This window comes from Micromonospora sp. U56, from assembly GCF_018070095.1.
In the GTDB taxonomy this organism is placed as follows: Bacteria; Actinomycetota; Actinomycetes; order Mycobacteriales; family Micromonosporaceae; genus Micromonospora; species Micromonospora purpureochromogenes.
The window spans coordinates 11,563-35,554 of sequence record NZ_JAGPYL010000069.1 but is presented as its reverse complement, the minus strand read 5'-3'; the positions used below and the strand labels follow the sequence as shown (position 1 = coordinate 35,554).

Sequence of the window (23,992 nt, the reverse complement as noted above, 5' to 3'; positions counted from 1 at the left end):
GCCGCCGACCCTCCGGGTCGACGGCCTTCGTGGTACGGGTGGTTCAGCGCTCGGCGATCGCGGTGTAGTCCCGCTCCGGGGAGCCGGTGTAGATCTGCCGCGGCCGGCCGATCTTGGTCTCCGGGTCGTTGATCATCTCGCGCCACTGGGCGATCCAGCCGGGCAGCCGGCCCAGCGCGAAGAGCACCGTGAACATCTTGGCCGGGAAGCCCATGGCCTTGTAGATCAGGCCGGTGTAGAAGTCCACGTTCGGGTAGAGCTTGCGGGTGACGAAGAAGTCGTCGGCGAGGGCGATCTCCTCCAACTCCATCGCGATGTCCAGCATCGGGTCCGGCTTGGCCATCCGGCCCAGCACGTCCTGGGCGGCCTTCTTCACGATGGCGGCGCGCGGGTCGTAGTTCTTGTAGACCCGGTGGCCGAAGCCCATCAGCTTCACGCCGTCCTGCTTGTCCTTGACCTTGCGGACGAAGGAGCGGACGTCACCGCCATCGGCGTTGATCTTCTCCAGCATCTCCAGCACGGCCTGGTTGGCGCCGCCGTGCAGCGGGCCGAACAGGGCGTTGACGCCGGCCGAGACCGAGGCGAAGAGGTTGGCGTTGCTGGAGCCGACCAGCCGCACCGTGGAGGTCGAGCAGTTCTGCTCGTGGTCGGCGTGCAGCACGAAGAGCATGTCCAGCACGCGGGCCACCACCGGGTCGACCTCGTACGGCTCCGCCGGCACGCCGAAGGTCATCCGCAGGAAGTTCTCCACGTAGCCCAGCGAGTTGTCCGGATACAGCAGCGGCTGACCGATGGACTTCTTGTAGGCGTACGAGGCGATGGTGGGGACCTTCGCCATCAGCCGGATCGTGGACATCTCCACGTGCTCCGAGTCGAACGGGTCCAGGCTGTCCTGGTAGAAGGTCGAGATCGCGCTGACGGCCGAGGAGAGCACGGCCATCGGGTGCGCGTCGCGCGGGAAGCCGTCGAAGAACCGGCGCATCTCCTCGTGCAGCAGCGAGTGCCGGCGAATCCGGTCGCTGAACTCGGTGAGCTGCTGCTGGGTGGGCAGCTCGCCGTAGATCAGCAGGTAGGAGACCTCCAGGAAGGAGGACTTCTCGGCCAGCTGCTCGATCGGGTACCCGCGGTAGCGCAGGATGCCGGCGTCGCCGTCGATGTAGGTGATCTCGGACGAACAGGACGCGGTGTTGACGAAACCGGGATCGTAGGTGGTCATCCCGGCTTCCTTCAGCAGCTTGCTCACCCCGATGCCCGCGGGGCCTTCGACCGCGGCCTGCACCGGCATCGAAAGCTGCCCACCGGGGTGATCGAGCTTGACTTCCGTCATGTGGTTCCTCGCTTCGCCGGCGAATCTTCGTTGAATTGCCTTCGCTTTTACCGTAATCACGGGTCCCGGGGTACCGCCCGCCGTGGTTCGGTGGTGAGGTATGCGTCACCCGATTCCCGGCCTTACGGCTGGGAAACCCTGGTGAGCGCGGGCGACCCCGACGATGACGGACGCCGGGGACGAAGCTACGACAGGGTGAGCCGGCGCAGGTCGCCGTCGGCGCCGACCCGGTAGAGGTCGAGCCGGTTGGTCCCGGCGCGGTACAGGTGGTCGTCGGGGAGCAGGGCGGCGAAGCGGCGGCCCCCCTTGTCCCGCGGCACCACCGGCACGACCGCGCCGACGCGGCCGTTGACCGCCACCGCGAGCAGCGTGCCGTCGGGCACCTGCCGGGGCACGGTCCCCCAGACCAGCGCCGGCAGCTCGCCGGCGGCCGGGTCGACGCGCTCGAACGCCGCCCGGTTCGCCACGGTGGCCGTCCCGCCGGTCGGCCGGTCGCCGACCTGGGTGCCGAGCAGCGGGTGCGGCGCCGGGTCCGGCGGCCGGGTGGGCACCCCGCCGCGCAGGGTCAGCGGCTGGCCCGGCCGGTCGTAGAAGTGCTTCTCGGCGCTCTGCCGCGGTGCCTGGCGGGCCGAGCGCCCGTCGACCCGCCAGGGGATCCGGACGTGCGCCTCGTCGGCGATGGTGGGCAGCAGGTCGACGTGCTCCCAGTTGCGGTCGTCGACCCGGCCGGCCCGCTGCCCGGGGGTGCGGACGAACATCGGCACCCAGGCCACCTCGCCGGCCGCGTGGTCGATCGCGTCCAGCCCCCGACCCTGCCAGTCCCGGGTGAAGCTCACCCCGTGGTCGGCGGTGAGCAGGATCAGCGCCTTGTCCCAGAGGCCGGAGGCGCGCAGCGTGCGCAGGGTCTCGCCGACCAGCCGGTCGGTGTAGCGCAGCTGGGCCAGGTGCCGGGCCCGGGCCAGCTCGACCCAGCCGGCGCCGTCGTTGGGCAGGTCCTCGGGGGCGGCGTAGCGCGCCCCGGAGGGCAGGAACGTCCAGGGCGCGTGCGGCATCAGCAGGTGCAGGAAGTGCAGCGTGGGCCGGGACGACGGGCGCAGGCCGGCCAGGAAGCTGGTGAACCGGGCCGGCTGGTTGTCGTCCAGGTTGTCGAAGCGGAACCTCGGGTCGGCCGGGACCGGCTCGGCGGCGTCCACGCCGGCCTCGGCGCGGGTCCGCTCCCGGTACGACTCCTCCGGGTCGATCCGGCTGTCCACCGGCGCGGCGACCTGCCGCAGCAGCTTGCCGCTCTCCCGGACCAGCACGCCGAGCCCCTGCTCCGGGTCGGTCGGCTGGTCGCAGCGGCTGGGCGGGCAGAGCCGGGTGATGCTCTCCTGGGCGCGGACGTCGTACAGGCCGCCGAGGGCGGTGAACAGGTTGTCCGGGTACTGCGAGTAGTGCGGGGCGAGCGGCTGCGCCGGGTAGCGGCCGGTCAGCATCGCCGGCAGCGCGTACGGCGTCCAGCCGCTGACCCCGGTGGCGTTGCGGTACCAGGTCGACCCGGCGGCCAGCTCGGCGAAGTGCGGGTAGGCCGTGGCGTCGATTCTGCCGTCCGGGCCGAGCAGGGAGACCAGCGGCAGCTCGTCGAGGACGATCATGACCACCGGCGGGTGCTCCCCCGGCCCGGCCACCCCCGCCGCGCCGCCGTGCGCCCGGGGCAGCACGACCGCCGAGGCGGGCGAGGCGAAGAGGAAGAGCGCGACGAAGACCGGGGGCCCGATCGCGGCGACCCGCAGGAGCCGCCCCACCCCGCCCCACCGGGCGTACGCCGCCGCCGCGGCGCCGCCGAGCAGCACGGCGGCGAGCAGCAGCGGTACGCCCCGCAGCGGCGTGGCGTGCCGGCCCACCTGCACCGCGAGCGCGGCCAGCAGCAGCCCGACGATCGCGAGGTGCGCGCCCCGCCGGACTCGCCCGCCGGCCAGCCCGGTGACCAGCCCGAGCAGGGCGACGGCGAGCGTGGGCAGCACCGCGATCAGCGCCACCAGCAGCAGCACGTCGCGCGGGGCGGCGCGGTGGAACAGGAAGAAGTCGGGGCTGCGGCCGAGCACGTCGAGCAGGGGCTGGGTGACCACCAGGCCGAGCAGGGCCGCCACCTCCAGCAGCCGGCCCAGCTCGGCACGCCACCGCCCAACGGTCGCCGGGGTGGACGGGAATGGCGGACCGGGGTCGCGCCGGTCGGCCGGCGGCGCGAGGACCGGGTCAGCCACCCACCACCGCCTGGTAGAGCGTGCGGGTGCCGCAGGGCAGTTCCCGCTGCCGCTCGACCCGACAGCGCGCCGCCAGCAGCCGCTCGAACTCGTCACGCCGGTAGTCGGGGAAGATCCCGTCCGGCTTGTTGGCCAGCAGCCGGCGGACCATCGGGTCCTCGGGGTGGACGAACTCGACCACCAGCCGGCCGCCGGGCCGGGCGTACGCGACGAGCTGGTCGAGCACCTCGGGCAGCGGCACGTTGCAACCGATGGCCAGGTGGTGCGCGACGGCCAGGGCGAGCACCACGTCAGCCCGGGCCCGGTCGCCGAAGCTGGCCCGCTCCACGCCCCGCCAGCCGCCCCCGGGCGAAGGGTCGGCCAGGTCCATCACCAGCGGCAGGATCCGGTGTTCGCCCTCGGCGCGCAGGGCCCGGTAGAGGGTGTCCACCACGGCCGGGTCCTGCTCGACGGCGACCACCTGCGCGGCGTGCCGGGCGGCGATCCGGGCGTACCGGCCGTCGTTGGCGCCGAGGTCGAGCACCAGCCCGGCCGGGGCGGCGGCCACCGCCGCCTCGACGAAGCTCTCCTTCTCCTCCCGGTCCCGCACCGTGTAGCCACAGGTGCGCTGGTAGTCGACCCAGTGGCTGCCCTCGTCGCGCCGGTCCAGGCGACGGATCAGCCGGTCGATGCCGCGTACGGTGGCCAGGGCCAGGTCGCGGGAGTAGCCGGCGGCCTTGAGCTGGGCCCGGACGTCGGTGGTGCTGGCGCGGGCGTTGCGGCCCTGCATGGCGCCGTGCAGGTGCACGTGGGTCGGCACGCCGGGCAGCAGCCGGCGGGCGCCCCGGAACAGCCGGCGCATCTGGTCCGGCTCGATGCCGTCGACGCGGGCCCGCAACCAGGGCTGGAAGTCCAGGCCGAGGTGGGCCTGGAGCAGCAGCGGATACAGCAGGGTCTGGCAGAACTGCCGGTAGCCCGCCCACGGCTCGCCCTCGGCGAGCGGCGCGAAGGAGCCCACGTCGATGAAGACCGGGCTGACGCCGCGCCACTGCAGGTTGTAGGCCGACCCGTCCTTGGTGGTGAAGCCGGCGGACAGCGCCCGGCGCAGGATCTCCAGGTGCAGTAGCGCCGCGTCGCGCAGCATCGCGAACGACCACTCGTACGGGTGGGAGACGAACGGGATCCGCTCGTGCCGCAGCACCGCCGTCCAGCCCGGCAACCGGGTCGCGTCGACCGGCTCGGTGCCGCAGATCTTGCCCTCGGCGAGGAGCTCGGCGAAGAAGGCGCTGCCGGAGAGCGCCCGCCAGTCACGGGCGCCGTCGGGGCCGAGCCCGCGCAGCACCTCGTCGCCGGCGTGGAAGACCCGGTTGGCCGGGTCGCGGAAGGAGCCGGGCTCGACCCGGATCCCGGTGTCGGGGACCGCCACGGGGGTGGACCCTGCTCAGCCGCGGTCGGTGGGCTGCCGGCGGAACCGGTCGACCAGCCGGCGCCAGTAGAGCTTGGCGGCGACGGCCGCCCCCGCGACCCCGCCGACCACCGCCTGCACGATCAGGCTGCCGGACCCCGCGTCCAGGTAGGCCAGGTGAATCACCGACCGCTCCCTTCCCTCGCCCTCGTGTGGGCCGGCGCTGCGGGCACGCCGAGATGCGGCTTTTCCACCCATAAGGCCGGACTTGTTCCTTCGTCACGGTACGCCGCCGGAGGCGGTCGTGCGGCCCACACCGACCACTGCGACCCGTCCGTTCCGTTCAAGACCCCGACCCCGCTGCGGGCCTAGCGTGTCGCCATGGCACTTCACCTGGATCTGGTCGGCATGGCCGTCGCCGACATGGCCCGTAGTCTCGACTTCTACCGGCGGCTGGGACTGGCCGTCCCGCCCGAGGCCGACGCGGAGGACCACGTGGAGGTCACCCTCCCCGGGGGCCTGCGGCTGGCCTGGGACGCGGTGACGATGGTCCGCACCTTCCACCCCGGGTGGACGCCGCCGACCGGCAGCCCCCGGGTCAACCTCGCCTTCCGCTGCGCCGACCCGGCCGAGGTGGACCGCTACTGGGCGGAGCTGACCGGCGCCGGCTTCCACGGCGAGCTGCCGCCCTGGGACGCCTTCTGGGGCCAGCGGTACGCGGTGCTGCACGACCCGGACGGCAACGGGGTCGACCTGTACGCCCCGCTGCCCGGCTGACCGTGACCGCTGGGTCCCGCGCCGGGCGACGAGCGATCGCCGCCGGGGTCAGCCCCGCACCGACCGCACGCGGGTCAGCTCCGCAGCAGGGTCGTCGGGGGGACGCCGGCCAGCTCGCGCACGTCGCGGGTGAGGTGCGCCTGGTCGGCGTACCCGCTGCGCGCGGCCACCTCGGCCAGCCCGACGCCGGTGCGGGCCATTGCGAGGGCGCGACGCATCCGCAGGATGCGGGCGAGGGTCTTCGGGCCGTACCCGAAGAGGGCCTGGCTGCGCCGGTGCAGAACGCGCGGGCCGAGGCCGACCTCGGCGGCGGCCGCGGTGACGGTGGCGCCGGCGGCGAGCAGGGCGGCCACCCGGGCGCCGAGCGGGTCGGCACCGCCGACGGCGGCCAGCCGGGCGGCGGCGACCGCCTCCAGCGCGGCCCCGGTCGGCCGGTCTCCCAGCCGCTCGGCGACCTCGGCCGCCGCGCGGCCCCAGAGCGCGTCGAGCGGCACCCGGCGGTCCCGCAGCTCGTCGGCGGGGACGCCGAAGACCGCCGGGCCGGCGCCCGGCGGCAGCCGCAGCCCCAGCCACCGCTCCCCCGGCGCCGCGACGCTCAGGTACGCCGCGCGGTCGGGCCCGGCCACCAGCAGGCCGGACCGGCTGGACCAGAGCAGGTCGAGACAGCCGTCCGGCAGCACCCGGGTGGCCGCGCCCTCGCTGACGGCGGCCCACAGCACGGCGCCCCGCAGGGCCGCCCGACGTTCCCGGTACATCGCACCCAGCCTGCCACGTCGGGGCTAACCTGCGCCTGTGCGATGGACGGTGCTGGACGCGGCGCTGGACTCCTCCGGCCGGAGCCGGGGTGAGGAACGCGGCCCCGGCGCGCTGCGGGCCGCCGGCCTGCTGGCCGCGCTGGGCGCCGACGACGGCGGAGCGGTCGACGCCCGGATCGACGACGCCACGCGGGACCCGGCGACCGGGCTGATCGGGGCGGAGCAGGTCCGCCGGGCCGGTCGGGCGATCGCCGCGCAGGTGGCGGCGGTCCGCGCCGCCGGGCGGCACCCGCTGGTCCTGGGCGGGGACTGCACCATCCTGCTAGGCGTCTTCCTCGCCCTGCCGCCCGGCAGCGGGCTGTGGTTCCTCGACGGTCACCCGGACTTCTACGACGGGTTCGGCTCGGCGACCGGGGAGGGCGCCGACATGGAGCTGTCCATCCTCACCGGCCACGGCCCGGACCTCTTCGACCGGGCGGCGCCGCTGGTGGCGCCGGAGCTGGTCCGGCTGGTCGGCCACCGCCCGCCGCGCGACGAGGAGGCCCGGCGGGAGGCCGACCGGGTGGACCCGCGGATCCCCCAGCTGCCGGCGGCGGAGCTGCGGCGCCGGGGAGCCGGGGCGGTCGGCCGCGAACTGGCGGCGGAGGGCGCCGGGCCGGCCTGGCTGCACCTGGACGTCGACGTGCTCGACCCGCGGGTGCTGCCAGCCGTGACGTACCCGGAGCCCGACGGGCTGGACTGGGCCGACCTGCTCGCGCTGACCACTCCGCTGGTGCGCTCCGGACGCCTGCTGGGGATGAGCGTCGCCGACCTCGACGTCGACGGGGACCCCGACGGGCGGTACGCGCGCCGCCTCGTCGAGGTCCTCGCCGCCGCCCTCAGTCCCTGACCCCGGGCGCGGGCCGGCGGTGGTGCATGGCCAGGCGCAGCAGCAGGAAGCGCAGGGCGGTGCCGGCCAGGTTGGCCGCCACCAGCACCGCGACTTCGACCGGCCGCGACGGCGCGGTGGCCCAGCCCGTGACCGGGCTATGCGTCGGCTGTGGAAGCCGGCAGCAGCACCCGGAAGACGGTGTGACCCGGCCGGCTCTCCACCTCGACGGACCCGTGGTGCGCCTCCACCACCGCCGCCACGATCGCCAGGCCCAGGCCGGTGCTGCCGTGCTCCCGGGACCGGGAGCTGTCGCCGCGGGCGAACCGTTCGAAGACCTCGCCCTGCAGCTCGGGCGGGATGCCGGGCCCGTCGTCGGCGACGCTGAGCTGCACGCCGCCGGGGGTACGGGCCAGCCGGGTGGTCACCGTGGTGCCCGATGGGGTGTGCACCCGGGCGTTGGCCAGCAGGTTCGCCACCACCTGGTGCAGCCGGACGGCGTCGCCCGGCACGTCGAGCACCTCGTCGGGCAGGTCGAGCTGCCAGCGGTGCTCCGGTCCGGCGACGTGCGCGTCGCTGACCGCGTCGACGATCAGCGCGGTCAGGTCGACCGGCTCCGCCGCGAGCGGCCGGCCGGAGTCCAGCCGGGCCAGCAGCAGCAGGTCGTCGACGAGGCTGGTCATCCGGGTGCTGGCCGACTCCACCCGGCGCAGCGCGTGCGCCACGTCCGGCGGCACCCGGTCCCGTCCGCGCCGGGCCACCTCGGCGTAGCCGCGGATCGCGGCCAGCGGCGTACGCAGCTCGTGGCTGGCGTCGGCGACGAACTGGCGTACCCGGGTCTCGCTGGCCTGCCGCGCGGCGAGCGCGGCGGCGACGTGCCCCAGCATCCGGTTCAGCGCCGCCCCCACCTGCCCGACCTCGGTACGCGGGTCGGTGTCACTCTCGGGCACCCGCACCGACAGGGCCACCTCGCCCCGGTCCAGCGGCAGCTCGGTGACCCGGGCGGCGGTGGCGGCGACCCGGTTCAGCGGGCGCAGCGTGGCCCGCACGATCAGGGCGCCCAGGGCGCCCGCGACCAGCAGGCCGGCGGCGGCGACGCCCGCCTGGGCGGCGATCATCCACCAGACGGTCTCCTGCACCCCGGCCAGCGGGATGGCGAAGACCAGCACGTCGCCGTCGGGCGCCTGTCGGGCCACCGCCCGGTAGTCGCCCCGCCCGCCCAGGTCGACACTGCGCGGCCGCCCGTCGGTCGGGATCCGGGTCAGCGCCGACACGTCGGCGGCCGGGAGGGCCTCCGTCGGCCCGGAGCTGCTGCGGATCCGCGCGGACGCGACACCGCCGTCGACGACCTTGACCGCGATCGAGTCGGGTGGGAAGCCGGGCGGCGGCTCGGGCGCCCGCTGGTCGTTCGCCCGCTGCCGCTCGGCGAACTGCCGGTACCAGGGCGGGAGTTCCTTTTGCCGGCGGTCGTCGGCGGTGAGCTGGTTGTCGACCTGGACGACCAGGAAGTGCCGCAGCGCCACCGTGGTCAGTCCGCCGATGGCGATGCTGACCAGGGCGAGCAGCGCCACCACCGCGGCGACCAGGCGGGTCCGCAGGGACCGCCCGGCCAGCCAGGAGCGCAGCCGGCCGCCGGGGTCACTCCGCGGGCTTGAGGACATACCCCGCGCCGCGCAGCGTGTGGATCATCGGCGCCCGCCCGGCGTCGATCTTCTTCCGCAGGTACGAGATGTACAGCTCCACGACGTTGGCCTGCCCGCCGAAGTCGTAGTTCCAGACCCGGTCCAGGATCTGCGCCTTGCTCAGCACCCGCCGCGGGTTGCGCATCAGGTAGCGCAGCAGCTCGAACTCGGTGGCGGTGAGGGTGATCAGCTCGCCGCCCCGGCGCACCTCGTGGCTGTCCTCGTCGAGGCTGAGGTCGCCGACGGTGAGCACGGCGTTCTCGCGGGCGGCCACGGCGAAGCCGGAGCGGCGCAGCAGCGCGCGCAGCCGGGCGATGACCTCCTCCAGGCTGAACGGCTTGGTGACGTAGTCGTCGCCGCCGACGGTCAGCCCGGCGATCCGCTCCTCGACGGCGTCCCGGGCGGTCAAAAAGAGCACCGGCACGGTCGGGGTCTGCTCGCGCAGCCGGCGCAGCACCTGGAAGCCGTCCAGGTCGGGCAGCATCACGTCGAGGACCACGGCGTCCGGCTGGAACTGCCGGGCCGTGCTCAGCGCGGCCATCCCGTTGCCGGCGCTGCGCACCTGCCAGCCCTCATAGCGCAGCGCCATCGACAGCAGGTCGGTCAGGGTCGGCTCGTCGTCGACCACCAGGACCCGGACCGGCTCGCCGTCGGGCCGACGGAGTTCGATCCGCTGCTGCGCTGCCTGCCCGTCCATCACCATGCCCCCATCGTGGGCGCCGTGCCTGGCGCTGTCCTGTGCGCATCCTGTGCACGGGCTGTGCGCGCCGACACGGGTCGGCTCGACCGTACCGGGCCGGGCAACGCCACGCCGGGCGAAGCGGCCCGCCGGGTCGGGCCGTACAGCGCGGGCACAGGCCCGACCCACGTCGGATCCATGCTGCGACGGCAGGCTCGGGCCATGGAGGTCGAGGAGGTCCGCTGGGCGTACCGGGGGCGGGTGGCGCGGGTCGCGGTGACCGACCGGGCCGCGCTAGCCCCAGGCGCGGCGGACGTGCTCGACCCGCGGACCCGCGGACCGGCGGCCCGCCAGCCTCACCGTGGCGGGCGGTGACCGTCGCCGCGCCGGACGCGACCCGGGCGGCGATGCTCGCGATCGCCGCGCTGGTGCGGGATCGGCCGGGCCGGACTGGTTGGCGGGTCAGTGCGTCGCGGTCTGGCCCGCGCCCCGCGCACCGGCCCCGTCGGTCGGCGATCGCCCGGCGCGCCGGTGACCGGTCACTCGCTCGCCCCCACCGGATAGGTGCGCACGAACCGCATCGTCCAGACCCCGCTGCCGTCGGGCCGGTCCCGCGCGTAGAGGTGGTCCGGACCGCCGCCACCCGGCGGCGGCTCGGCGTCGGGGTGCCGCATGATCCAGCGCTCCGGCGGCTCGCCGCCCGGATCGGCGGGCACCTCCCGGACCACGTCGTGGGCCGGCCCGCCGACGAAGCGCACGGTCACCTCGCCCATCCGCGTCCCCTCCGTCCGCCGGCGCACCGGGTCGGTGCCGAGCAAGCGTCGCGGCCGGTACGCCGGACGCCGGACCCCCTGGCTGGCAAGCTACCGCACCGGCGGTGGCCCCGAGCCCGCTCCGGGCCGACCCGCCCACGGGTTTGCCCTGCTGGGAGCGCGGGTACCGGCTCCGGAAGGGCGCAGCCACACCGGGCAGGCGGCACGAAACAGACAGGAGCGGGTCGATGAGGACGCTGGCCGGGCGGTACCAGCTCGCACAGCGCATCGGCCTGGGCGGGATGTCCGAGGTGTGGCGCGCGCACGACCTGGTGCTGGACCGGCCGGTCGCGGTGAAGCTGATGTCCCCCGAGCAGCAGGGCGAAGAGACCTCGGTCGAGCGGATCCGCGCCGAGGCGCGCAACGCCGCCCGGCTGGTGCATCCCAACGTGGCGAGCGTGCACGACTTCGGCACCTCGACCACCCTGCCCGGCCGCGAGGCGCCGTACATCGTGATGGAACTGGCCGAGGGCGAGACGCTCGCCGCGCACCTGCGCGCCGGGCCGCTGGACTGGCGGATTGCGGTCCGGGTCTGCGCGGAGGTGGCGGCCGCGCTGGCCGCCGCGCACGCGCACGGCATCGTGCACCGCGACGTGAAGCCGGCCAACGTCATGCTCACCCCGTCCGGGGTGAAGGTCCTCGACTTCGGCATCGCCACGCCGGCCGGCGCGCCCGACCACAGCCCGGACGGCATGGTGGTGGGCACCCCGGCGTACCTGGCCCCGGAGCAGTTCGACCGGCAGCCGGCGACCCCGGCGGCCGACATGTACGCCCTCGGCGTGCTCCTCTACTACTGCCTCACCGGCCGCCTGCCGTACGCGGCGGGGACGACCGCCACCCAGCTGGTGGGCGCCCGGCGACGGGTGGCGGCGGAGCCGCTGCCGCCGATCGAGGGGCTGCCGCAGGAGGTGGCCGAGCTGTGCCGCCAGTGCCTCGCCGACGACCCGTCCCGCCGGCCGACCAGCCTGATGGCCGCGCTGCTGCTGGCCGAGGTGGTGGACGCCCGGGTGTACGTGCCGATGCTGGCGTCGGTGCCCCGGCCCCGTCCCGCCCCGGTCTCCGAGTGGACCGAGCGCGCCGCGACGGAGGCGACCGAGGCGGGCGCGCTCGACGACTGGTCCCGCACCGGGTCGGCCTGACCGGCGTTTCACCCGATCGAGTCCGGGAACCCGGGCCGGTGACTGACGGGAGGAACGCGATGCCGGATCCCAGTTCCTGGCTGAACGAGGCCACCGCGACCGCCTCGGGCGGGCACGTACGCACGGAGGACGGCGGCTGGTCCACGGCGCTGGCGTCCCCGCTCGCGCCGCACTGCACGGGCCTGACGCCGGAGCAGTTGCTGGCCGCCGCGTTCGCGTCCTGCCTGCACCACGCGGCGGTGGAGGCGGCCGGCGAGATCACCGACGAGGCGCACACCGTGCAGGTGACCGCCGAGGCGAAGCTGGGCCGCGACGACGACGGCCGCTACCGGGCGGACGTGCACGCCTCCATCTCGTCGGTGGGCCTGACCCGCGAGCAACTGGCCGACCTGGTCGAGTACGCCGACCGGATCTGGCCCTTCTCCAGCGGCGACGCCAGCCGGCACCGGTTGACCGTGACGCCCGCCGACGGGCGGCGCTGAGTCACCAGCGGAAGCCGGCGGTCACCGCCCGGTGGTCGGAGTCCGGCGTGCGCAGCACGTCGGCCGTGGTGGGCGTGAGGCCGCGGTAGAGCACGTGGTCGGGCCGGGTGACCGGCACCGACGAGGGCCAGGTGAAACCGAAGCCCCGGCCGGCGTCGGCCTGGGCGTCGCCCAGCAGGCGGGTCAACGGGTCGAAGACCCGGTCGGTGGTGGCGGTGTTCAGGTCCCCGAGCACCAGCAGCCGGTCGGCGCGGTCGGCGCGCACCGCCCCGGCCAGGGTGCGGACGGTCTCGTCCCGGGTGGCGGTGTCCCCGGCCCGGGCCGATCCGAGGTGCACCACGTAGACCGTGAGGTCGCCCCGCGGGGTGGCGACGACGGCCCGCAGCGCGCGGGTCCAGCCCAGCCCGGTGTCCACCCCGGCGGAGTCCCGGATGGGGTAGCGGCTCCACAGCGCGACGGTGGAGACCGACGCGCGGTGCGGGTAGCGCTGCCGCAGATCGGCGGCGAGCCGGCCGGCGTCGTCGACCTCCTGGAGCGCGATGAGGTCGACCCCGGCCTCGGCGAGCGGGGCGACCGTGCCGGCGGGGTCGGGATTGCCCGCGCGCAGGTTCTGGCTGGCGACCCGGATGCCGGCCGGACCGCTGCCGGCGGCCGGCGGCAGCCAGACGCCGGCGTACATCAGCGCCCAGACGGCCGCCGGGAGCGCGACGGCCACCAGCGCCCGCCGGGAGCGGCGCAGCAGTGCGGCCAGGGCCAGCACCGGCACGCCGAGGCCGAGCAGCGGCGTCGCGCTGTCGAGCAGGCTGCCCAGGCCGCGCACGTTGGGCACCGCGCGGTGGCCGGCCAGCACCGCCGCCAGCAGCACGGCGAGCAGCATCAGGACGAGTCCGCGCCGGTCACCGGGGCGGTGCGCGGCACCGCGGACGGGCTCGTCGATCATGCTGTCGGTCACCGTCCGAATCGTACCGAGCCGCCGTGGTGGTGGCGGCGACAACACCTCGACCGCCGGTGACCTGGGCTTCCACCGCGCGGCGGGCAGGCGGGTCGACGGTACGGCCGGCAGCCGTCGCCCGAACGGAGGAGGGCCGTCGCCCGAGCCCGCGCGGTCCTGTCGCGCCGGATTCCTCCGGCTGTTCCCGATATCAAGGATAAGTAGGATTGGCGAGGTCGGCGCGGTTCCTGACCGGCCGCCGGTAATGCCCGGTCGGATCATCGCAAACTGTGGCGCTTGCCACCAATGACCCCGATGGCAAGCGGTCGTGGGCTCTCTAACCTCGGCGGGTGCTCGCCGACGACTCCCCCCAGCAGCAGCCGCCCGGAACCCGACCGCATACCCGTACGGTCGATGGTGCATCGGGCGAACGGCGGATCGGCCGACACCGCGCTCCGGAGCCACCCCGACGCGGAGCGCGGGCCGTACTGGCCTCCACCCCGGCCCGGGTGGCCCTGGCCGGGGGCGTGACCTGCTGCCTCGGGCTGGTGGCTTTCGCCGGCGCGCACGACCCCGCCCCGCGCGGGACCCCGGTCAGCGAGGTGCTGGCCGACCGGGCCGAGGCCGCCGACCGGGCCTCCCGATCGCTGGACCGGGGCGCCTCACCGATCGCCGTCCCGGTCACGCCGATCCCCACGGCCAGCCCCAGCCCGTCGGCCACCCGGCAGGCCACGCCGAAGCCGAAGAAGCCGGCCAAGCCCCGGCCGCCCCGGCCGGTCGCCGGCCTCACCCAGGCGCAGATGGACAACGCCAAGGTGATCGTGGACGTCGGCGTGCAGCTGCAGGTGCCCCGGCGCGGCCTGGTCGTCGCCATCGCCACCGCGATGCAGGAGAGCAACCTCTACAACCTGGCCAGCGACGTGCTGCCCGAGTCGTACGACTATCCGCACCAGGGCAGCGGCTCCGACCACGACTCGGTCGGACTGTTCCAGCAGCGCCCGAGCAGCGGGTGGGGCACGGTGGCCCAGCTGATGCGGCCCGCGTACGCGGCCCGGGCGTTCTACACCGCGCTGGCCGAGGTGCCCGGCTGGCGGGAGATGAGCGTGACCGCCGCCGCCCAGGCCGTGCAGGTCTCGGCGTTCCCTGACGCGTACGCCCGGCACGAGCAGCGGGCGACCACGGTGGTGGCGGCGCTGACCTGAGCTGAGTCGGCGCGCTCAGGCCACCCGGGTGCCCGGCTCGGGCCGCTGCGCCGACACCTCGGGCGCGCCGGCGGCCGCCCGGGTCGCGGGCACACCACTCGTGGACGCGGCGGCGGTGGGCGTGTCGGCCGGCACCGCGTCGGCCGCCATCCCGGCGAGGAACTGGTCCACCCGGGCCTCCCGACGCCGCCGCTCGTGCAGCGCCGCCTCGAACTCGCGGCGGGCCTGCACCGCCTCGGCGTACACCCGCTCGCGGAGCTGCCGGGCCTCCTCGCGCGCGGCGTCGAGCTCGCCGCGGGCCCGTGCCAGGATCTCGGCGGCCTCCCGCTCGACCGCCGAGGCGGCACGGCGGGCCGCCGCCGCGGTGTCGTCCGTCGGCGAACCCTGGCGGTCGACCAGGCCGCGCAACAGGGTCGCCTCCTGCCGGATCTGGTCCCACTCCCGACCCGCGCCGGCGGCGACCTCCGCCCGCGCCGCGAGCCGGGTCAACCGGACTCCCAGCTCGTCGAGGCAGGAATCGACCTGCCGCTGGTCGTAGCCGGTCTCAACGACGGAGAACCTCATACTGTCGCCCCCCAGGCAGCTGGTACGTCTTTCCCCAGGTTCGATCCTCGCGGCTGCCGCCCGGCGCCGAGGATGTTCGGGAAAAATGTTCAGCAACTGAGCGCCGGCCCGGGGCGGGGGCCACCAGGCGGGTCAGGAACGCTTGGGGAGCACGACCACCCGACCGAAGAACTCGTCGATGCGGCGGACCACGTCGTTGAAGTCGTCCAGGTCGATCGGCTTGGTCACGTACGCGTTGGCCTGCAGCGTGTAGCTGCCGACGATGTCGGTGTCCGCGTTCGAGGTGGTGAGCACCACGATCGGGATGGTCCGCAGGTCCTCGTCCTGCTTGACCTCGCCGAGCACCTGCCGGCCGTCCATCCGGGGCATGTTCAGGTCGAGCAGGATCACGTCCGGGCGGCGGGCCTCGGTGTGCCGGCCCTCGCGGCGGAGGAACTCCATCGCCTCCTGGCCGTCGCTGACCACGTCGATGACCTTCTCGATCTCGGAGTCCTCCAGGGCCTCCTCGATCATCAGCACGTCACCCGGGTCGTCGTCGACGACGAGGATGCGGACGGGGTTCGCGGCGCCTTGGCCCATGGTGTACCTGTCTCATGTCGGGCGATGGGGACCGCACGGTCACCCGCTGGCGGGGAAATCTAGCCGATCAGGCGTCCGTCCTGCGACGCCGGGTCCGCCATGTCCGGTTGGTACGCCAGCACGTCCGCGAGCCCGGTGACCTGGAGCACCCGGTCCACCCGGCCGGTGGCCCCGGTCAGCCGCAACCACCCGCCGTCGGCGGCGGCCCGATTGTCCCCCCGGACGAACGCGGCGATGCCGGTGGAGTCGCAGAAGGTCAGTTCCGCGAGGTCGAGCAGCAGGTGCCGGACGCCGTCGGCGGCCAGCCGGTCGATCGTCTCGTTGAGCTGACCGACGGTGCTCATGTCCAGCTCGCCGACGAGCCGCAGGAACACACCACCACCAGCCCGTGGGCTGTGCGTGACGGTGAACGTCAACGTCGTCCCTCTCGCTCGCACCGCAGGCCGACCCTTGCAGTGGAGCAAGTATACGCAGGGTGCCCGGCACCGCCGCGATCAGCGCCGGGCGGCGTCGCCGGGCGCGGGGCGGAGCCTCTCCCCCAGCGCCAGGAACCGCGCCGCGCGGGGAAAGTCGCGCAGCTGCCGGTGGTAGTGGCCGAGGGTCAGCCCGACCGCGCCGGCCGACACCCCACGGCTGGTCAGGATCTCCACCAGCCAGCCGACGAAGTCGGTGAAGAGCGAGCTGTCGTCGACGTACAGCGCCGCGGCCAGGAAATCCACGATGTACCCGAGGTCGCTGATCGTGGAGTCGAGCTGGGCGGGGGTGTAGTCGTGGACCGACGGCACCCGCTCGCGCAGGTCGGCCAGCGCGGAATCGATCAGCTCACCGCGCCGCTTCACCAGGCTGGCGTACTCGTCGTCGGCGAGGTGTGGCAGCTCGGCCGGGCGGATCCGGCGCAGCGCCCGCTCGTCGGCGATCAGGTCGGCCGCGCTCGGCGCGTCCGGCGCCCAGGCGACACCGAGGGTGCGGGCCCAGCGGCCGTCGTCGCCGAAGCCGCGCCCGCCCACCACCACCGGTACGTCCGACCGGCGGCAGGCCTCGATCATCCGGTGCGCGTACGGCAGCCGCATCGGCAGCGCGCAGGCCAGGGCGACCGCGTGCGCGTCGTGCCGGTGCAGGTACGACACCAGGTGCGCGGCGGGCACGCTCGCCCCGAGGAAGGTGACCTGCCAGCCGCGCAGCCGCAGCACCTCCGCCACCAGCCGGGGCGGCAGGGCGTGCCACTCGCCGTCCATGCAGGCCACCACCACCCGCCCCCGGATCGGGCGCGGGTTGGCGTGCGCCGCCACGGCGGCCACCACCCGCTCGCTGATGTGGGTCGCCGCGTGCTCCTGGGCGACGCTCCACTCGTTGCGCGCCCACCGCTCCCCCACCTCGGACTGCGCGGGCGCGACCAGGTCGAGCAGCACCCGCTCGGCCGGCACCCCGCCGTCGAGCAGCCGGACCGCCACGTCGATGGCGCCGTACTCGTCCGCCTCCTCCAGCGCGTCCAGGAACTCGGGGTACGCCTGCGCCGGATCGGCCTGGGTGGTGGGGGCGGTCACGAACGGGTCGCCCTCTCCTCGCCGGGCCGGCCCATCTCGGGTACGGCGTGCAGGTGCCGCGGCGGACGCCCGCCGGGGCCGGTGGCGCGCAGCGCCAGCACCGCGATGTCGTCGTGGTCGCCCTGGGCCAGCCAGTCGCAGGTGACCTGCTCGACCCGCTCGGCCAGCGCGGGCGCCGGCACCCGGTGGCATCCGGTCACCGCGGCCACCAGCCGATCCTGGCCGAACTGCTCGTCGCCGCGCCGGCCGCCGCGCGCCTCGGTCACCCCGTCGCTGTAGAGCAGGCAGGTCTCGCCCGGGGCGAGCCGGACGGTCACCTCGCCGATGCGCGGGTCCGGCACCACGCCGATGAGCATGCCGCTCAGCGGCACCGTCTCGACCTCACCGCAGGCGCGCAGCACCAGCGGCGGCAGGTGGCCGCCACCGGCCATGGTCAGGGTGAGGCCGCCGTCGCGGTGCGGGCGGACGACGCCGAGCACCATGGTGGCGAACCGCCCCTGGCCGTGCGCCAGGGTGGTCTCCAGCAGCGCGTCGTTGAGCAGCTTCAGCAACCGGCCGGGGTGCGACTCGACCCGGTGCAGCGCCTGCAGACACTGGCGCAGCTGGCCGGTGAAGACGGCCGCCTCCACCCCTTTGCCGGAGACGTCGCCGAGGAAGAACACGGAGCCGCCGTCGGGGAGCCGGTGCGAGCCGTAGAAGTCACCGCCGATGCGCAGGCTCGCCTGCGCCGGCCGGTACGCCGTGCCCCACTGCACCCCGGCGACGGTCACCGGCTCGACCGGCAACAGGCTGGCCTGGAGCGTGTCGGACACCTCGGCCTGGTCGCGGTAGAGCACCGCCGTGGTCAGCGCGGCTCCGGCCCGGGCGGCGAAGGCGCGGACCAGCTCGAGGTCGTCCTCGTCGTACCAGCGGGTGGCGCGGCGGGCGACCAGCAGCACGCCGGCCGGGGCGTCCCGGCCCGGCAGCGGGATTACCCGGGCGGCGACCTCGCGGGCCTCCAGCCCCGGCAGCCAGCCGGCCTCCACCGCCTGCTCGACCAGCCAGTCGACCGCGTGCGGCTCGGCGCCGCAGAGCCCCTCGGCGATCGCTGTGGGCAGCGCGGTGGCGGACAACATGCCGCTGTCCACGGCCGCCGAGTCGTCCTCGCCCCGCGTCGCCCGCCACCAGCGGGCCCGACCGGCCCGGGGCGCGAGCACCAGGACCGCGACCTCGGCCAGGGTGGGCACGGTCAGCCGCACCACGGCGGCGGCGGCCCGGTCGGGATGCAACGGATTGCCGAGCTTCTCGCCGACGACCGCCAGGAACGCGGAGCGGGCCCGCTCGGCGAGCAGCGCGTCGGCACGGCTGACGCTGTCGGTGACGTCCTCGACGTAGTGGCAGGTGCGGGCCTCGGAGAGCGGCACCTGGCGGACCCGCAGCCGGCGACCGCGGTGGCCGAACTCGCCGGCGTCACCGGTGGTGAGCGCGGCCACGCCGGCGGCGGCCAGCGCCCGGCCGGGGACCACCTCGGGCAGCAGCCGCTCGGCGACGGGACTGATATGCCGCACCACGCCGTCGGCGGCGCAGACGATCAGACCCTCGCGGAAGTGCTCGATCACCTCCGACCAGTCCGGCTCGGGGTGGCCACGGTCGGGCGAGAGCGGCGGCAGCGCCGACCCGGGTCGGCCGGCGACGTCGGACGACCGCCCCGGAGCCCGGGTGGCACTCGGCGTGGGGATCCGTCCGTCGCCCGGGTCCGAGCCCCTGACGTCGGCAGCAGTCACCGGCTGAGCCCCACTCCTCGTGTCGACACCCACGGTCCAGCGGAAACGGCGGGTATGTTCCAATCTCTGCGCCCCACCCTACGCCGGTGCGCCGGTACCGCCACCCCACGGCCGGGGGCGCGACGCCGATCCGCGCTGACGGGCGGAGCCGGACGGGTGTTGTTACGATCCGGCAGAAGCACCTGCCCGACCGGCAGCCCTTGCGGAAAGGCGTGATTGAGTGCCCCACGGGAGGAAACCCGAGGCCACCCCGCTGAGCCTGGCCGTCGACCACTCCGACGCGGCGGCTCCCGTCATCTCCGTCGGCGGTGACCTCGCCTTCACCACGTCGGGGCCGTTGCGTGCCGAGGTCGACCGGGCCCTCGCCGAGCGTCCCCCGGTCCTCGTGCTGGACTTCGCCGACCTGCTCTTCATCGACAGCACCGGGCTGTCCGTGATCGTCCACGCGTGGCGCGAGGGGCAGCAGGTCGGCACGGCCGTCCGGCTGCGCTCCACCCCGCGTTTCCTGGACACCATCCTCGACATGACCGGCGTCACCGGTCTGCTGGCCCGGCCGCTGCCCACCGCCCGGACCGAGCCCGCCGCGGCCGATCTGCCCGGCCGGACCGCCTCCGCCTGAGCCCCGGCGTTTCCCGATCGCGCGAAGTTGGGAACATGGGTGCATGCCCAGTCAGCTGTTGTCCATCGAGGTGACCCGGCTGGACGCCGGGGGCGCCCGGCTACGGCTGACCGGTGACCTCGACTTCGACAGCGCGCCGGAGCTGATCGCCGCAGCCGCCCAGGCCCGCGCCGACGGCCACCGGGAGTTGCTGATCGACGTCGCCGGCGTCGCCCTCTGCGACTCCTCCGGGCTCAGCGCCTTCGTGGTGATCGGCCGTGGCAGCGCCGGGCCGGTCCGGCTGACCGGCGTCAACCCGCAGCTTCAGCACCTGCTGGACCGCACCGGGCTCGCCGAACTGCTGGCGGTGGAGCACCCGCCCGCCGTCGGCGACGAGGCGCGCGAGGCGGGCTGAGGGAGCCGTCCCAGGGTCGGGGTGGCCCCCGACCCTGGGACCAGGGGTCGGGGGCCGGGAGGATGGTCTAGGTGGCCACGGCCGGTTGCAGGCGCGGCCCGTCCGCGCGCAGGTCGGTCGGCGACGGTGGTTCGGCGTCCTCCGGCGAACCGGAATCGGGCGTCTGGAACAGGTACCGGACGAAGTTCCCACCGACCTCGTTGACGTCCGATCCGGGCCACTGGCCGGCGCAGTCCATGCCCACCACCTCGCGGCCGGAACCGTCGGTCTCCTCGACCAGCGCCCACAGGCTCACCGGGTAGCAGCGGGTGGCCTCCGGGCCGACCTGCCACCGGGAGTACCAGCCGGGTCGGGCGGGGACGATCTCGACGATCCTCTTCATGACGACCTTCCCTTCCGCGTTCCTCGGAAGACCTCCGGTCCGCCCCGATCGTGCGGCCGGGACGGGTGAGCGTCCCTCACCCCCGGCGAGTGAACCCGCCGACCGGGTTCGGCCCGTTACCTTCCGCCGCGCGGTGGGAACGCTACGGCGGACGAGGCGAACCCCGACAGGAGCGAGGTGCCACCATGCGCAAGCAGATGGAGGGCGACAACCAGCGCCGCCGGGCCCTGGCCCGCGACGCGCGTCGGCAGGGTCTACAGCCGAGCGAGACCGGCACCAGCCTGAGCGCGTCGAAGCAGATCACCAGCCTGGACCGGGGTCGACGGTCCGGTCCCCCGCCGGCCGGCCGGCACAAGCCGGACAGCACCCGGGGCGGGCCGGCGCCCCCGCCGATGGCGGTGGCCACCGCCACCCGGCCCCTGCCCGACTCGGGGCAGGACAGCCGCGTGCAGCCGATGGGCTACCGCGAACTGGTCGATGAAGTCAGCCGGCGTGCGGGGGTGGACTTCCGCACCGCCAAGGTGGGTGCCGAGGCCACGGTGCTGGCGCTGGCGTGGGCGCTGGACGAGGCCGAGCGGGAACGGCTGCTCGAGGCGGTGCCGGTGAAGTTGCACGACGTGGTGCCGGTGGACGGCATCGAACGGCACCAGGACCTGCCGGGCTTCCTGGCGGAGGTGGGCCGGATCAGCGGGCGCAGCCCGGAACAGGCCCGCTACCAGGCGGAGGCGACCCTGGCCGCGCTGGCCGACCACGACGGCGACCTGATCGAGTCGCTGGACGTACCGGACGGGCTGCGTGACCTGCTCGCGCCGACGGAACCCGGCGGCGGCCTGGTCGGCGCGCGGAGCGCCGCCGCACCGCTGACCGAGGCGGAGCTGCGGGACGCCTTGGCGGACCTGCCCTACTGGTCCAGCGACCGCCAGTCGCTGGTACGGACCATCGAGCTGCCCCCGGGCAACCTGGACCGGGTGCTCGACCTGCTCGACCAGCTCCGCGTGGACATCGGCCGCGGACCGCAGATCGGTCGCCCCGATCCGGACAACGCGGTGCTGACCGTCCGCAGCCGTAGCGCCGACGCGGTGACCGCCGCCGACGTGGACCTGGCCCACCGGATCGACGACGCGATCGAGGAGGCCGGCGCTGGCATGAACGCCGGCTGAGCCGGCCGGAAGCCGGGCCGGCGGGCGCAGCGCCCGCCGGCCCGGCACGGGACGCGCGCACCGCGGTCCGCCATGAGCGGATGCGCGCCCGGTCCCGCCTCGCCTGCCGCAGCACGGCTGAACTGCGAACCCATGATCGGGTAGCAGAAATCGACACGACACGCCGTGGCAGGTGACGGAAAACGTCACCCGATCATCGTCCATCCCACCACCTGAGCGAAGGCGACAGACCGCCCCGCGAGAGTTGCATGCGCAGCTCGCTCGGCGGCGACCCCAAGCCCGCCGCTGGGCCCTCCCGGCACGCCACCCACTCCGGACGCCCTACTGATCTGATGACGTGTCCGATTCAGCACCCCGACGAGGGGCCGAGTCGGACACGTCATCAGCTCGGCAGCATGCTGCGGGCCCGCAGACCGGCCCAGCCGCGCCGGCAGCCCGGGACGGGTGGGCTAGCGTGCCGGCATGGACAGCGAGGCGGACGACCGGCTGGAGCTGGTCGTCGACCCGGCCCGCCGGACCGGACGCACGCTGCTCGCCGGGGGCGTCGCCCAGTCGTACGTAGACGTCGCCGACCCCCGCCACCTGCTCTTCGAGTACATCCGGCGGATGGCGACCCTGGTCGACCTGGCCGCGCCGCCCGGGCTGCCCCGTGAGGTCCTGCACCTGGGCGGCGGCGCGCTGACCCTGCCCCGGTACGTGGCGGCCCCCCGCCCCGGCGCCGCGCAACGGGTCGACGAACGCGACGCCGCAGTGGTACGGCTGGTCGCCGAGGAGCTGCCGCCGGTCCCGGAGGCGGTGGTCGAGGTCGCCGACGCGCGGGACGCGGTCACCGGGTCGGCGGCGGACGCGTACGACCTGGTGCTGGCCGACATCTACCGGGCGGCGCGGATGCCGGGGCACGTCGCCGGCGTCGAGTTCGTCGCCGAGGTCGCCCGGACGCTGCGTCCCGGCGGCGTCTACCTGGTCAACGTCACGGATCTGCCGCCACTGGTCTTCACCCGGGTGCAGGTGGCCACCCTGCGTGCGGTCTTCGCCGACGTCTGCCTGGTCGCCGACCGACGGATGCTGCGCGGGCGCCGGTACGGCAACGTGGTGGAGGCCGCCGGGCACCGCCCCGGCCGGCTCCCGGTGCGCCGGCTCGCCACCCGGGTGGCCGCCGACCCGGTGCCCGGCGGGGTGCTGCACGGGCCGGACCTCGACGCGTTCGTCGGCGGAGCCCGCCCGGCCACCGACGCCACCCTCGGGTTTCCCGGCTACCGGCCCGGGTAGCCGCGCCGGATGAGGACCGCCGATGGCCGGTCACCGCCCCGCAGCTCACTGATCGTCATCGGCCTGGTGCTCGCACGGCGCGATCCAGAGGCGGGCCCCGGCCTACCGCGAAGGTCGGCCGGGCGCGGAGGTCACCGGCGGACCGGCACCTCGGGCGACGAGCTCTCCAGCGGTACGGCGTGCGCCGGCACCAGCCCGAGCTGGGTGGCCGAGCGGGGCAGGGCGGCGTCGAGCATCCAGTCCGCCCCGACCCGGGTCCGGTTGCCGGGCATCGCCAGCAGGTGGTAGCCGCGGGTGACCGCCTTGGCCGGAAGTCCGGACAGGGACACCTTGAGCGGGTTCGCCGCGGCGTCCTTGCCGCCCAGGTCGACCACCCAGCCGAGGTCGTAGTGCTTGTACGGCTTGCGCCTGCCGTGGCCGTACGACGCGGCGATGTTCTGCGCGGCGCGCTTGCCCTGCCGCTGCGCGTGCTGCGCGGTCATCGCGCAGATCTGACCCGGCCGGGTCAGGTCCGGCACGGCGGCGGCGTCGCCGCAGGCGTACACCTCGGGGAACCCGGGGACGCTGAGGTACTCGTCGACCACGAGCCGGCCCCGCTCGGTGCGCAGCCCCAGCTCGGCGACGAACGGGTCGGGGCGTACCCCGACGCACCAGACCAGCGTGCAGGTCGGCACGTACTCGCCGTCGGTGAGCTTCACCCCGTCGGCGGTGGCCTCGGCGACCGAGGTGCCCATCCGCACGTCGACGCCGCGCCGGCGCAGCACCCGATCGGCCGTGTCGGACATCCGCTTGTCCAGCTCGGGCAGCACCCGGGGTGCCACGTCGAGCAGCATCCAGCGGGGCCGGACGTCGAGCCGGGGCCGCTGGCGGCGCAGCGCGTCGGTGAAGAGCTGCCCGTGGGCGGCGACCTCCGTGCCGGTGTAGCCGGCGCCGACCACCACGAACGTCGACCGGGCCCGCTGCTCGGCCGGGTCCTCGGCCTGCTCGGCCAGCTCGAGCTGGCGGATCACGTGGTCGTGCAGGTAGACGGCCTCGGGCAGGCCGCGGAAGCCGTGCGCGTACTCGGTCGCCCCGGGGATCGGCAGCAGCTTGTTGACGCTGCCCACGGCGAGCACCAGCCGGTCGTACGCGATCCTGCCCTGATCGCCCTCGGGCTGGGTGAAGCCGACCCAGCGGTTCTGCAGGTCGACCCGGTCGGCCTCGCCGACGACGACCCGCACGCCGCGGAGAGTGCCGGTGAGCGGCACCGAGATCCGCCTCGGCTCCACGACCCCCGCCGCCACCTCGGGCAGCAGCGGCAGGTAGAGGAAGTAGTCGGTGGAGTTGAGCAGCACGATCTCGGCCCGGTCGCGCGCGATCCGGCTCAGCGTCTTCGCCGCGTGGTAACCGGCGAACCCGGCCCCCACGATCACCACACGAGGTTTCGTCATGCCCGCT

At 75.0% G+C, this 23,992-nt stretch carries 26 protein-coding genes; 10 read left to right on the top strand and 16 right to left on the bottom strand.

The window, feature by feature from the left end; genetic code table 11:
• Positions 1 to 43 precede the first annotated feature (43 nt).
• The 4 genes from KBX37_RS21870 to KBX37_RS21855 form a co-directional block, all read right to left on the bottom strand.
• Positions 44 to 1,327, bottom strand: a complete 1,284-nt coding sequence (locus tag KBX37_RS21870; RefSeq protein WP_210777783.1) for a citrate synthase — start codon at positions 1,325 to 1,327, stop codon at positions 44 to 46.
• A 185-nt stretch (positions 1,328 to 1,512) separates the two neighbouring features.
• Positions 1,513 to 3,570, bottom strand: coding sequence for a sulfatase-like hydrolase/transferase (locus tag KBX37_RS21865; protein WP_210777782.1), 2,058 nt, complete (start codon positions 3,568 to 3,570; stop codon positions 1,513 to 1,515).
• A complete protein-coding gene (locus KBX37_RS21860; protein ID WP_210777781.1) occupies positions 3,563 to 4,975 on the bottom strand; it encodes a bifunctional 2-polyprenyl-6-hydroxyphenol methylase/3-demethylubiquinol 3-O-methyltransferase UbiG in 1,413 nt (470 codons plus the stop codon). Before KBX37_RS21860 ends, KBX37_RS21865 begins: the two co-directional genes overlap by 8 nt.
• A 15-nt stretch (positions 4,976 to 4,990) precedes the next feature.
• Positions 4,991 to 5,140 carry a hypothetical protein gene (locus tag KBX37_RS21855; protein WP_170285311.1) on the bottom strand — a complete coding sequence of 50 codons (150 nt, stop codon included), beginning with the start codon at positions 5,138 to 5,140 and terminating at the stop codon, positions 4,991 to 4,993.
• Between the two features lie 195 nt (positions 5,141 to 5,335).
• Here KBX37_RS21855 and KBX37_RS21850 point away from each other — a divergent pair, with 195 nt between their 5' ends.
• The gene (locus tag KBX37_RS21850) at positions 5,336 to 5,731 is read left to right on the top strand and encodes a VOC family protein (protein WP_210777780.1); all 396 of its coding nucleotides are present in this window, start codon (positions 5,336 to 5,338) and stop codon (positions 5,729 to 5,731) included.
• A gap of 74 nt (positions 5,732 to 5,805) precedes the next feature.
• Here the strand turns inward: KBX37_RS21850 and KBX37_RS21845 are convergent, their stop codons facing one another.
• Positions 5,806 to 6,486, bottom strand: a complete 681-nt coding sequence (locus tag KBX37_RS21845) for a helix-turn-helix domain-containing protein (RefSeq protein WP_210777779.1) — start codon at positions 6,484 to 6,486, stop codon at positions 5,806 to 5,808.
• A 37-nt stretch (positions 6,487 to 6,523) separates the two neighbouring features.
• Between KBX37_RS21845 and KBX37_RS21840 the strand changes: the two genes are divergently transcribed.
• A complete protein-coding gene (locus KBX37_RS21840; protein WP_210777778.1) occupies positions 6,524 to 7,375 on the top strand; it encodes an arginase family protein in 852 nt (283 codons plus the stop codon).
• Between the two features lie 137 nt (positions 7,376 to 7,512).
• Here the strand turns inward: KBX37_RS21840 and KBX37_RS21835 are convergent, their stop codons facing one another.
• Positions 7,513 to 9,015 (bottom strand): HAMP domain-containing sensor histidine kinase, encoded by a 1,503-nt coding sequence (locus tag KBX37_RS21835; protein WP_210777777.1) that lies wholly within the window; start codon positions 9,013 to 9,015, stop codon positions 7,513 to 7,515.
• Positions 8,993 to 9,733 (bottom strand): response regulator transcription factor, encoded by a 741-nt coding sequence (locus KBX37_RS21830; RefSeq protein ID WP_210777788.1) that lies wholly within the window; start codon positions 9,731 to 9,733, stop codon positions 8,993 to 8,995. Before KBX37_RS21830 ends, KBX37_RS21835 begins: the two co-directional genes overlap by 23 nt.
• A gap of 204 nt (positions 9,734 to 9,937) precedes the next feature.
• Here KBX37_RS21830 and KBX37_RS21825 point away from each other — a divergent pair, with 204 nt between their 5' ends.
• Positions 9,938 to 10,090 carry a hypothetical protein gene (locus KBX37_RS21825; RefSeq protein WP_210777776.1) on the top strand — a complete coding sequence of 51 codons (153 nt, stop codon included), beginning with the start codon at positions 9,938 to 9,940 and terminating at the stop codon, positions 10,088 to 10,090.
• Positions 10,091 to 10,254: 164 nt separating this feature from the next.
• Here the strand turns inward: KBX37_RS21825 and KBX37_RS21820 are convergent, their stop codons facing one another.
• Positions 10,255 to 10,488, bottom strand: coding sequence for a hypothetical protein (locus tag KBX37_RS21820; RefSeq protein ID WP_210777775.1), 234 nt, complete (start codon positions 10,486 to 10,488; stop codon positions 10,255 to 10,257).
• A 227-nt stretch (positions 10,489 to 10,715) separates the two neighbouring features.
• Between KBX37_RS21820 and KBX37_RS21815 the strand changes: the two genes are divergently transcribed.
• Positions 10,716 to 11,666, top strand: coding sequence for a serine/threonine-protein kinase (locus tag KBX37_RS21815; protein ID WP_210777774.1), 951 nt, complete (start codon positions 10,716 to 10,718; stop codon positions 11,664 to 11,666).
• Positions 11,667 to 11,725: 59 nt separating this feature from the next.
• Entirely contained in the window at positions 11,726 to 12,148 is a 423-nt protein-coding gene (locus tag KBX37_RS21810; RefSeq protein WP_154937693.1) for an OsmC family protein, read from the top strand.
• 1 nt (position 12,149) lies between these two features.
• Here KBX37_RS21810 and KBX37_RS21805 read toward each other — a convergent pair whose 3' ends face one another.
• The gene (locus KBX37_RS21805) at positions 12,150 to 13,100 is read right to left on the bottom strand and encodes an endonuclease/exonuclease/phosphatase family protein (RefSeq protein ID WP_307849154.1); all 951 of its coding nucleotides are present in this window, start codon (positions 13,098 to 13,100) and stop codon (positions 12,150 to 12,152) included.
• Between the two features lie 329 nt (positions 13,101 to 13,429).
• Between KBX37_RS21805 and KBX37_RS21800 the strand changes: the two genes are divergently transcribed.
• Positions 13,430 to 14,281: a hypothetical protein gene (locus KBX37_RS21800; RefSeq protein ID WP_210777773.1), complete on the top strand. Its 852-nt coding sequence runs from the start codon at positions 13,430 to 13,432 to the stop codon at positions 14,279 to 14,281.
• Positions 14,282 to 14,296: 15 nt separating this feature from the next.
• Here KBX37_RS21800 and KBX37_RS21795 read toward each other — a convergent pair whose 3' ends face one another.
• The 5 genes from KBX37_RS21795 to KBX37_RS21775 all read right to left on the bottom strand — a co-directional run bounded on the left by KBX37_RS21795 (position 14,297) and on the right by KBX37_RS21775 (position 18,731).
• Positions 14,297 to 14,845, bottom strand: a complete 549-nt coding sequence (locus KBX37_RS21795; protein WP_210777772.1) for an ATPase — start codon at positions 14,843 to 14,845, stop codon at positions 14,297 to 14,299.
• A 132-nt stretch (positions 14,846 to 14,977) separates the two neighbouring features.
• Positions 14,978 to 15,424, bottom strand: coding sequence for a response regulator (locus tag KBX37_RS21790; protein WP_154937697.1), 447 nt, complete (start codon positions 15,422 to 15,424; stop codon positions 14,978 to 14,980).
• 59 nt (positions 15,425 to 15,483) lie between these two features.
• Entirely contained in the window at positions 15,484 to 15,798 is a 315-nt protein-coding gene (locus KBX37_RS21785) for an STAS domain-containing protein (protein WP_307849153.1), read from the bottom strand.
• A gap of 120 nt (positions 15,799 to 15,918) precedes the next feature.
• Entirely contained in the window at positions 15,919 to 16,968 is a 1,050-nt protein-coding gene (locus tag KBX37_RS21780) for a B12-binding domain-containing protein (protein ID WP_210777770.1), read from the bottom strand.
• A complete protein-coding gene (locus tag KBX37_RS21775; RefSeq protein WP_210777769.1) occupies positions 16,965 to 18,731 on the bottom strand; it encodes a PP2C family protein-serine/threonine phosphatase in 1,767 nt (588 codons plus the stop codon). The genes KBX37_RS21780 and KBX37_RS21775 overlap by 4 nt, the downstream gene beginning before the upstream one ends.
• Before the next feature lie 220 nt (positions 18,732 to 18,951).
• Here KBX37_RS21775 and KBX37_RS21770 point away from each other — a divergent pair, with 220 nt between their 5' ends.
• Positions 18,952 to 19,350, top strand: coding sequence for an STAS domain-containing protein (locus KBX37_RS21770; RefSeq protein WP_307849152.1), 399 nt, complete (start codon positions 18,952 to 18,954; stop codon positions 19,348 to 19,350).
• 43 nt (positions 19,351 to 19,393) lie between these two features.
• A complete protein-coding gene (locus tag KBX37_RS21765) occupies positions 19,394 to 19,744 on the top strand; it encodes an STAS domain-containing protein (RefSeq protein ID WP_210777768.1) in 351 nt (116 codons plus the stop codon).
• 67 nt (positions 19,745 to 19,811) lie between these two features.
• Here the strand turns inward: KBX37_RS21765 and KBX37_RS21760 are convergent, their stop codons facing one another.
• Entirely contained in the window at positions 19,812 to 20,126 is a 315-nt protein-coding gene (locus KBX37_RS21760; RefSeq protein ID WP_210777767.1) for a hypothetical protein, read from the bottom strand.
• Between the two features lie 185 nt (positions 20,127 to 20,311).
• On the opposite strand from KBX37_RS21760, the gene KBX37_RS21755 reads away from it, so the two are divergent.
• Positions 20,312 to 21,286, top strand: coding sequence for a DUF2267 domain-containing protein (locus KBX37_RS21755; protein ID WP_210777766.1), 975 nt, complete (start codon positions 20,312 to 20,314; stop codon positions 21,284 to 21,286).
• A gap of 462 nt (positions 21,287 to 21,748) precedes the next feature.
• The gene (locus tag KBX37_RS21750) at positions 21,749 to 22,555 is read left to right on the top strand and encodes a spermidine synthase (RefSeq protein ID WP_210777765.1); all 807 of its coding nucleotides are present in this window, start codon (positions 21,749 to 21,751) and stop codon (positions 22,553 to 22,555) included.
• Between the two features lie 131 nt (positions 22,556 to 22,686).
• Here the strand turns inward: KBX37_RS21750 and KBX37_RS21745 are convergent, their stop codons facing one another.
• Positions 22,687 to 23,985, bottom strand: coding sequence for an NAD(P)/FAD-dependent oxidoreductase (locus KBX37_RS21745; RefSeq protein WP_210777764.1), 1,299 nt, complete (start codon positions 23,983 to 23,985; stop codon positions 22,687 to 22,689).
• Between the last annotated feature and the right edge of the window lie 7 nt (positions 23,986 to 23,992).

Bases quoted from the DNA above. Each gene is read 5' to 3' on its own strand.
- KBX37_RS21795 (WP_210777772.1), bottom strand. From the start codon at position 14,845: ATGAGGTTCTCCGTCGTTGAGACCGGCTACGACCAGCGGCAGGTCGAT.
- KBX37_RS21765 (WP_210777768.1), top strand. From the start codon at position 19,394: ATGCCCAGTCAGCTGTTGTCCATCGAGGTGACCCGGCTGGACGCCGGG.
- KBX37_RS21870 (WP_210777783.1), bottom strand. From the start codon at position 1,327: ATGACGGAAGTCAAGCTCGATCACCCCGGTGGGCAGCTTTCGATGCCG.
- KBX37_RS21815 (WP_210777774.1), top strand. From the start codon at position 10,716: ATGAGGACGCTGGCCGGGCGGTACCAGCTCGCACAGCGCATCGGCCTG.
- KBX37_RS21810 (WP_154937693.1), top strand. From the start codon at position 11,726: ATGCCGGATCCCAGTTCCTGGCTGAACGAGGCCACCGCGACCGCCTCG.
- KBX37_RS21830 (WP_210777788.1), bottom strand. From the start codon at position 9,733: ATGGACGGGCAGGCAGCGCAGCAGCGGATCGAACTCCGTCGGCCCGAC.
- KBX37_RS21835 (WP_210777777.1), bottom strand. From the start codon at position 9,015: ATGTCCTCAAGCCCGCGGAGTGACCCCGGCGGCCGGCTGCGCTCCTGG.
- KBX37_RS21760 (WP_210777767.1), bottom strand. From the start codon at position 20,126: ATGAAGAGGATCGTCGAGATCGTCCCCGCCCGACCCGGCTGGTACTCC.
- KBX37_RS21845 (WP_210777779.1), bottom strand. From the start codon at position 6,486: ATGTACCGGGAACGTCGGGCGGCCCTGCGGGGCGCCGTGCTGTGGGCC.
- KBX37_RS21790 (WP_154937697.1), bottom strand. From the start codon at position 15,424: ATGGGCCAAGGCGCCGCGAACCCCGTCCGCATCCTCGTCGTCGACGAC.
- KBX37_RS21745 (WP_210777764.1), bottom strand. From the start codon at position 23,985: ATGACGAAACCTCGTGTGGTGATCGTGGGGGCCGGGTTCGCCGGTTAC.
- KBX37_RS21820 (WP_210777775.1), bottom strand. From the start codon at position 10,488: ATGGGCGAGGTGACCGTGCGCTTCGTCGGCGGGCCGGCCCACGACGTG.
- KBX37_RS21825 (WP_210777776.1), top strand. From the start codon at position 9,938: ATGGAGGTCGAGGAGGTCCGCTGGGCGTACCGGGGGCGGGTGGCGCGG.
- KBX37_RS21755 (WP_210777766.1), top strand. From the start codon at position 20,312: ATGCGCAAGCAGATGGAGGGCGACAACCAGCGCCGCCGGGCCCTGGCC.
- KBX37_RS21750 (WP_210777765.1), top strand. From the start codon at position 21,749: ATGGACAGCGAGGCGGACGACCGGCTGGAGCTGGTCGTCGACCCGGCC.
- KBX37_RS21850 (WP_210777780.1), top strand. From the start codon at position 5,336: ATGGCACTTCACCTGGATCTGGTCGGCATGGCCGTCGCCGACATGGCC.